This is a genomic window from Shewanella marina JCM 15074 (assembly GCF_000614975.1).
In the GTDB taxonomy this organism is placed as follows: Bacteria; Pseudomonadota; Gammaproteobacteria; order Enterobacterales; family Shewanellaceae; genus Shewanella; species Shewanella marina.
On the sequence record NZ_BALM01000019.1, the window covers coordinates 65,218 to 73,148 of the forward strand.

A 7,931-nucleotide genomic window follows, 5' to 3' on the forward strand; every position below is an offset into this window, starting at 1 on the left:
GTGGAGAATTAACTCCACACCGACGAGGCAACTTTATTAATTATCACTAATTGATAAAGCACTCTTTCAGGTGCCCTAGGGCGTGGACTGTTACTGGACGACCCTCTGGAGAGATCGAAAGCATTTTATGTATTTCGGCGCCGAAGGCGAAAGTTGCTAGCTATATCTAGTCGCGAAACGCTCAGGCAAAAGGACAGAGGAGAGGAATGCTGCTTTTCGCTGTCTATTGTCTTTTGGGCAATATCTGCTATTCAGTTTTTCTGCTCGTCCTCCGTTTATTAATATTGTTGTTTAATAACCGAGGAATAAAATGACACTCCACCAAATAATTGCCGATATTAATGCCGTAGTATGGGGCCCTTTAACCTTATGCTTATTGGTCGGTACTGGTATCTATCTTACCCTACGTTTAAAACTGATCCAGATGGTCAGATTACCAATGGCGATGGGCTTATTGTTTAAGTCTGATGGCGGCAAAGGTGACTTAAGTCCGTTTGCAGCGCTATGTACCGCACTGTCGGCCACTATTGGTACGGGTAATATTGTCGGTGTTGCTACTGCAATTAAAATTGGTGGTCCGGGCGCACTTTTTTGGATGTGGCTTGCTGCGTTATTTGGCATGGCGACCAAATATGCTGAGTGTCTATTAGCGGTAAAATATCGTACCACTGATAACGAAGGCCGCATTGCTGGTGGCCCAATGTACTATATCGAAAAGGGCTTAGGACTTTCTTGGTTAGCTAAAATATTTGCTGTATTTGGTGTTGGTGTCGCCTTCTTTGGTATTGGTACTTTTGCGCAAGTGAATGCCATTAGTGATGCTATGACTATCGCATTCCATGTACCAACTTGGGTGACAGCGGTAGTATTAACCTTATTAGTTGCCGCGGTAACATTAGGTGGAGTTAAGCGTATTGCTAGCGTGGCACAAAAAGTCGTGCCAACCATGGCTATTGCTTACGTGTTAGCCTGTGTTTGGATTTTAGCGCACTTTACGGATCAAATTATTCCAGCCTTTGAGCTTGTGATCCACAGTGCCTTTACGCCTGTTTCTGCAGCTGGTGGCTTCTTAGGGGCAACCGTTGCACAAGCGATTCAAATTGGTATTGCTCGTGGTGTGTTCTCTAATGAGTCTGGTTTAGGTAGTGCGCCAATTGCAGCCGCTGCAGCAAAAACCAATGAGCCAGTAGAGCAAGGTCTAGTGAATATGACGGGTACCTTCTTTGATACCATCATCATCTGTACTATGACAGGTTTAGTATTAATCATCACTGGCGTATGGAATGGTGATACTGCGGGTGCTGCGATGACGAGTGCGGCATTCTCTATGGGCAGCTCTGCGATGATTGGCCAATATGTGGTAACCATCTCGCTAGTATGCTTTGCATTTACCACTATTTTAGGTTGGAACTACTACGGTGAGCGTTGCTGGCACTACCTAACAAGTGGCCGTGCTAAGGGGGCTTACCAATGGATCTTTATTGGTCTAATTGCAGTTGGTTCATTTATTAAGTTAGATTTGATTTGGTTACTGGCTGATACCGTTAACGGTTTGATGGCGATTCCAAACTTAATTGCCATTATTGGTCTGCGTAAAGTGATTGTGAGTGAAACCGTTGATTACTTTATTCGTTATAAGTTAGCCAACTTAGCGGCGAAAGCTTAATACTATTATAGACACAAAAAAAGAGCGCCTTGGGCGCTCTTTTTGATCCTACTGATTACTCTTCTGCGAGTTAATAAGGTAGTGGCACAATCGTTAATTGTGCTTGCTCATCACCTGCAATACGTAACACTGCATCATTTTCAGTATCATTGGCCAATACGGCTGTCATTAATACTTGCTCACCTTGCTGCACAAACTCAATAATTTTACCGCCGCGGCGGAAATCACCATCAAGTGCAATTTCAAGTTGGCTTTCAGCGTTAATCGTTTGCTGTGTTTGGCCTTGAATAATATATAGGGCGCGCTTATTGCCACCGCGGTACTTCATACGGGCAATGGTTTCTTGCCCCATATAACAGCCTTTATTAAAGCTGATACCGTTTAGTGCTTGTAGGTTACACATCTGCGGCACATATTGGCCTTGATGTTCAGGTAAAATATTGGGGTAACCCGCTAAAATCTCGAGTGCTTGCCATGCTTGATGCTCCACAACGGCCACTTGAGTGTTATCGAGTAATTGCTCAGCTGCGGCTGCATCCATAATGATGATGTAACGCTCACCATCTTTTAAGATAACGCCCTGTTCGATGACTGTTAGCTCATCATTAATGGCACCAAATTGCTGGTTTAACCATGCACTAGCTTGCGTGCCTGCAACACCTAAGATGCGGTATTCGCTGCTGGCATTGACTAACTCAGCTTTACTAAATACTGCATACTTTTGTAATTGCGGTAAATCTGCCACTACGGTTGTTGCTGGCATTAATAGCATTAATTGCTCTGCCAACATAAAGGTACGGAAGCTCGCTAGCATCTTACCTTTAGGATCACAATGTGCGCCCCAGCGCCATTGGTTGTCTGCTAGCGACATAATATCCGTGGTAACTTGGCCATGAATAAAGCTTTTCGCTTGTTCGCCAGTCACACTAATCAAACCAAAATGGTCAAGGTTGCTTATTAATAATTCGGGTGCGTTGGCGTTCAGTTGCCAAGCGTCTTGAGTCACGCTATCGGTCATATCCAGTTCCTGAAAAGAAAAGCGTAAAGAGGTCTGATTGTAGCTGAATTTAAAGAGGACGGGAATGCCCTCTAGTGGATACGAGAGGGCATAATAAAACAGCTATATTAGAACAGCAAGCGCGTACGGATGGTGCCATCAATCGCTTTTAATTGCGCTAAAGCTGATTCTGCATGATGGGTCTCAACATCCATGACTACGTAACCAATTTCAGATGTGGTTTGTAGATACTGGGCTGAAATATTGATGCCTTGCTCTGCAAACGCTTGGTTAATCTTAATTAGCGTACCTGGGCGATTGTGGTGAATATGCAATAGACGACTCACATTCTTATGGTGAGGCAGCGATACTTCAGGGAAGTTAACCGCTGATACTGTTGAACCATTGTCTGAGTATTTCGCCATTTTACCCGCAACTTCAATGCCGATGTTTTCTTGTGCTTCGGCGGTGCTACCACCCACATGCGGTGTTAAAATTACATTGTCTAAACCACGTAATGGTGACATAAATTCGTCATCATTTGATTTAGGTTCAACGGGGAATACATCAATTGCCGCGCCCGCTAAATGACCTGAAATAATGGCTTCGCTTAATGCATCAATATCAACCACGGTGCCACGCGCTGCGTTAATTAAAATACTGCCTTTACGCATGGTGGCAAGTTCTGCTGCTGCAATCATATTCTGGGTTTGTACTGTTTCTGGTACATGCAAACTCACCACATCCGCTAATGATAATAGCTGCTCTAATGAGTGAACCTGTTGAGCATTACCTAGGGGTAACTTATCTTCAATATCAAAGAAGATAACCCGCATACCCAGTGTTTCAGCCAAAATACCTAGCTGGGTACCAATATGTCCGTAACCGATAACACCAAGCGTTTTTCCACGAACTTCATAGCTACCACTGGCTGATTTTAACCAGCCACCACGGTGGGCAAGGGCATTACGTTGTGGAATGCCACGCATTAGCATGATAATTTCGCCTAATACTAATTCGGCAACACTACGTGTGTTTGAAAAGGGGGCGTTAAATACCGGAATACCGAGTTGTTCAGCTGACTTGAGGGCAACCTGATTAGTGCCGATGCAGAAGCAACCGATGGCAATCAGTTTTTCTGCATGTTGTAACACTTCTGCGGTCAGTTGGGTGCGAGAACGAATACCGACTACGCGTGCATCTTTAATCGCTTCAATCAGTGAAGCGTCATCAAGTGAAGCTTTGTGATATTCGATATTGGTATAGCCAGCACGTTGAAATACGTCAACGGCAGATTGGTGCACACCTTCTAAAAGTAATATCTTAATTTGTTCTTTTTCTAGTGAGTGTTTCACCATCTTGGGTACCCTTAAAATTATTATAAGATCAAAATATTAGTTGGTCATTGTAACTAAATATATGAGAAATTCTGCGCTATTTTTAATATGTTATGCTCGTATCACAGAATAAATTAACATTATCCATAATTAACATGGAAGTCTAGAAGTCTATTATGGCTAGAACATTAAATTCTAAGAGGAAGAAAGAGTGAATAACAAGATTGTTGGCTGGGGAATAATCTATGTAGCGGTATTACTTTGGTCTGTATATTTACCAAAAGATATGTTTACTTGGGTTTTGGAAGCTTTACCCGCGTTATTAGCTATTCCAATTCTAATCTTTACCCGTAAGCGATTCCCCTTAACTCCATTAGCTTACGGTTTAATTTTATTGCATTGCTGTATTTTATTTGTGGGTGCACATTACACCTATGCCGAAGTTCCTTTATTTGACTCGATTGGTGAGTGGCTGGGTCATGAACGTAATAATTACGATAAAGTCGGTCATTTTATTCAGGGCTTTGTACCTGTGATGTTAGCCCGTGAAGTGCTGTTGCGTAATCATGTATTAAAAGTGGGGGCATGGTGCCAATTTCTGGTGGTCTGTTTTGCGTTGGCGTTTTCTGCTTTTTATGAATTGATTGAATGGTGGGTTGCCGCTGCAACAGGTGAGGGGGCTGAAGCTTTTTTAGGAACGCAAGGCTATGTGTGGGATACCCAGTCCGATATGATGCTAGCATTGATTGGTGCAATCACCGCTCTCATCTTCTTGAGTAGCATACAAAATAAGCAGATTGCACAAGTTGAGGCTAATACCAAATAAGTAAAATATCGCCAATATCATACTTATGATGTATGGCGATAAATAAAAGATTAGCCAAAATGTATTACCGAGTTGAATAACTTTCAACCCTATGACGGAGTATTCAAGGAGGAATACATGAGTAATATCCAACAATTGGTGTTCTTGCACCAAATTGCTGCACCTTGCCATTTAGCCATTCTGGCTGAATCTATCGGCTTAAAGACCCATATTATTGACCACCCTTCAAAGCTCGAACAAAACAATGTCGAAAATAGTTTTTATTTGATCGCGCAGCAAGGTGCTGCACTTGATAATAAAGGTATTCCCTTGGTGGCATCACGATTATTGTCACATGTGCCAGTGGCATTATATCAAGTTGATAAGGATACTATTGATGCCGAATCGGCATTAATGTTGGGGATCCGCGGGCTGCTTTATACTGATCAAGGTATGGATTTAATGCTGTCGGGTTTAAGCAAGATGATTGAAGACGAATTATGGTTTGACCGATTATTGATGAGCAATGTTATTCGCCAGTTGGTTAATAAGTTAGATGCGCAGAATGACAGTTATATTGGTTCTGATACGTTAGCTATGCTGCAAACTCTGACTAAGCGTGAACGTACCATTATTCAGTTTGTGTCTAGCGGTGCTCGCAATAAGGAGATTGCGCATCGCTTATGCATTAGTGAGCATACTGTTAAAGCACATATATCTTCTATTTTCCGTAAAACTCAGTCTCGAAATCGGGTCGAATTATTACGCTGGGCACAGACTTATCAGAGCCATTTTGACTTATGTAGTTAGTGGTATCGAAAGATAAAAAAACCAGCACTTGCGTGCTGGTTTTTTGATTTAGGGCTAATTTTTTGATTACTGTTGAATAACTGTCGCTAGGTTGCCATTACCTGTTTGATTGATCGTGACGCTATTATCATTGCCCGCTATTGAACCCGCTACACGATTATTATTACCCGCTTGAGCAACATTAAAGCTGTTGTTGCTGCCATCAATGGCAAAACTATCGCTACCGCCTATCCAGTTACTTGCTCCTGATTGGGTCAATATAAGGGTATTGCTATCACCTGTTGTAATGAGGTCAAGTACGTTTAAGTCACCTGATTGACTGTGGCGTATATTATTGCTGTCACCATAAGTATTGATTGTTGATCGATTCTCGTTGCCATGTTGTTCGACATCAATTTGATTGCTATTGCCTTCAGTTTGGGCATAACTATCGTTGAGGTTGCCAGTTTGATTCACTTCAATATCGTTACCATCACCCATGACAATGTTATGAAGTTGGTTTGCATTACCCTCAGCATCAAAATTTAACGTGTTATCGAAGCCTTCAATAGTCATGTTAGCAGTATGATTATTGCCCTCTTGCTCAAGATCGATATCGTTTTGATCGCCAATCAGGGAGAAACTCAGGTTATTTGCATTGCCTTCTTGTTCAAAATCTAATTGGTTATTGCTACCTTGAACCGTCATGGCACCAACAACTTCTGCCCCCGCTAAACTGCTAGTGTCTGCCGTTATATTCAGTTGGCTAATGCTATTGTTATCACCGCTTTGGTCTATCTCAATATCATTATCATCGCCTGACATTTGCGACATCAGTACGCTATTATTATTACCTGTCTGCTCAAGGTCGAAATCGTTACCCGTGCCTGTTAAGTCATAGACAAAGGCCGTGTTGTTACTGCCAATTTGATCCACATCAAGGTAGTTGTCGTTACCTTTAACGCTTTTCGCAGCCGCAAAGTTATGGTTACCATCTTGGGTTATGGCTATATCGTTATTGTTGCCCAAATTACTGCTAATTCCGAGAGCAACTAGACCTGTAATATTATTATCACCATGCTGGATGATAGTTGCATCGTTAGCATCACCTTCGACACGGTAGTTCACGATGTTACTGTTACCAGACTGATTAATGAGTGCGCTGTTGTCATCACCTATAAACTCAATAACAGCATCATTAAGTGAGTCCGTCTGAGTTAAGGTAACGGTATTACTGTTACCTGAAACATCAATTTGATTACTGTTTGAATAACCATCTTGAGTGATAACAAAGGTATTATCATCACCACTGGTTTTTAGATTGGTAAGCTGTTCATTATCTGACTGTTTAATATCAATCTTGGTATTAATGCCATTGGCTGTTACTTCACTTTTATTGTTGTCACCTTCTTTTTGAGTGGTGATAACATGATCCGCACCAGTTTGGGTGAGATTAGCTATGTTCTTGCTACCTGTGACTTTTATGGTTGCGGCTAAACTATTATCTGAAGTACTGGTTTGATTAATCGTGATCTCATTTGATTGATTTGCTACTGCGGTTGTTTGAAATCCAATTGCGCCAGTAATGGTCAGTGCAACTAATGTTCTTTTGGGTACAGACATAAACATTCCTTGTTGATGAGTATTAATATTGAGTCACAATCACTGCGGCGTTATCTGTATACTGCATGATCGAGATTTGTTGCGATCCCATTTGGTTGAGGATTACGGTGTTGTTATCGCCCATCTGTGCGATATTAGCGTGATTTTGTATACCAAATTGAGCATGTATGACTTTGTTATTACTACCAGCTTGGGTGATCTCAGCACTATTTTCATTACCTACTTGTGCTGCATAAGTTTGATGGCCATGACCCTGCTGATTTATATGAGCAATATTTTTATCTCCAAATTGCATCAATGCGGCATGATTATTACGCCCCGTTACCTCCAGTAACACTTGTAATGGAATGGCAATTAATGATCTATCTTCCGCCTGAGCATAATTAACAAGACTTATTGTGAATAAACAAACAAGGTTTAAACATCCCAATCCTTTTAGTAAGGGTTGCACTACGACTCCTTGTTACAATAATTATCAATAAATTAAGTAACAGTAATTTAATAAATGTAGCGAGTTGTTTCAATTATACTAATGATTACATTTAGAGGTTAGAAGAAAGTATTAATTTATAAAGCCATGCAGGGTAAATGACTGAAAAATAAAAAATATTTTTTGTGCCATAAATAATTAATAAAAAACCATTGAACAGAGCAGTTAGTAGTAAGGTAGTAAGAGATGTGATTGATATAAAATTAAAATATTAAATATAAATA

General features: G+C 41.1%; 7 protein-coding genes and 1 riboswitch. Of the genes, 3 read left to right on the forward strand and 4 right to left on the reverse strand.

Translation table 11 applies throughout. The features are described from left to right. The first annotated feature begins 95 nt into the window (after positions 1-95). A riboswitch (glycine riboswitch) is annotated at positions 96-207 on the forward strand. A gap of 103 nt (positions 208-310) precedes the next feature. Next, positions 311-1,666: an alanine/glycine:cation symporter family protein gene (locus JCM15074_RS14135; protein ID WP_025821785.1), complete on the forward strand. Its 1,356-nt coding sequence runs from the start codon at positions 311-313 to the stop codon at positions 1,664-1,666. A gap of 70 nt (positions 1,667-1,736) precedes the next feature. On the opposite strand, the gene ygfZ is transcribed toward JCM15074_RS14135, so the two are convergent. Then, on the reverse strand, positions 1,737-2,684 hold the full coding sequence (gene ygfZ / locus JCM15074_RS22285) for a tRNA-modifying protein YgfZ (protein ID WP_037469742.1): 948 nt from the start codon (positions 2,682-2,684) through the stop codon (positions 1,737-1,739). Positions 2,685-2,791: 107 nt separating this feature from the next. Then, positions 2,792-4,021 (reverse strand): phosphoglycerate dehydrogenase, encoded by a 1,230-nt coding sequence (serA, locus tag JCM15074_RS14145; RefSeq protein WP_025821786.1) that lies wholly within the window; start codon positions 4,019-4,021, stop codon positions 2,792-2,794. 190 nt (positions 4,022-4,211) lie between these two features. On the opposite strand from serA, the gene JCM15074_RS14150 reads away from it, so the two are divergent. Further along, complete coding sequence (locus tag JCM15074_RS14150) at positions 4,212-4,826, forward strand: DUF2238 domain-containing protein (protein WP_025821787.1); 615 nt, start codon at positions 4,212-4,214, stop codon at positions 4,824-4,826. Positions 4,827-4,943: 117 nt separating this feature from the next. Next, entirely contained in the window at positions 4,944-5,615 is a 672-nt protein-coding gene (locus JCM15074_RS14155; protein WP_025821788.1) for a helix-turn-helix transcriptional regulator, read from the forward strand. Between the two features lie 66 nt (positions 5,616-5,681). On the opposite strand, the gene JCM15074_RS14160 is transcribed toward JCM15074_RS14155, so the two are convergent. Together JCM15074_RS14160 and JCM15074_RS14165 are read right to left on the reverse strand one after the other, a co-directional pair. Continuing rightward, a complete protein-coding gene (locus JCM15074_RS14160) occupies positions 5,682-7,217 on the reverse strand; it encodes a hypothetical protein (protein WP_025821790.1) in 1,536 nt (511 codons plus the stop codon). Positions 7,218-7,239: 22 nt separating this feature from the next. After that, a complete protein-coding gene (locus JCM15074_RS14165) occupies positions 7,240-7,668 on the reverse strand; it encodes a hypothetical protein (RefSeq protein WP_025821792.1) in 429 nt (142 codons plus the stop codon). Positions 7,669-7,931: the final 263 nt, after the last annotated feature.

Coding starts and splice junctions, on each gene's coding strand:
- JCM15074_RS14160 (WP_025821790.1), bottom strand. CDS start 7,217: ATGTCTGTACCCAAAAGAACATTAGTTGCACTGACCATTACTGGCGCA.
- JCM15074_RS14135 (WP_025821785.1), top strand. CDS start 311: ATGACACTCCACCAAATAATTGCCGATATTAATGCCGTAGTATGGGGC.
- ygfZ (WP_037469742.1), bottom strand. CDS start 2,684: ATGACCGATAGCGTGACTCAAGACGCTTGGCAACTGAACGCCAACGCA.
- JCM15074_RS14155 (WP_025821788.1), top strand. CDS start 4,944: ATGAGTAATATCCAACAATTGGTGTTCTTGCACCAAATTGCTGCACCT.
- serA (WP_025821786.1), bottom strand. CDS start 4,021: ATGGTGAAACACTCACTAGAAAAAGAACAAATTAAGATATTACTTTTA.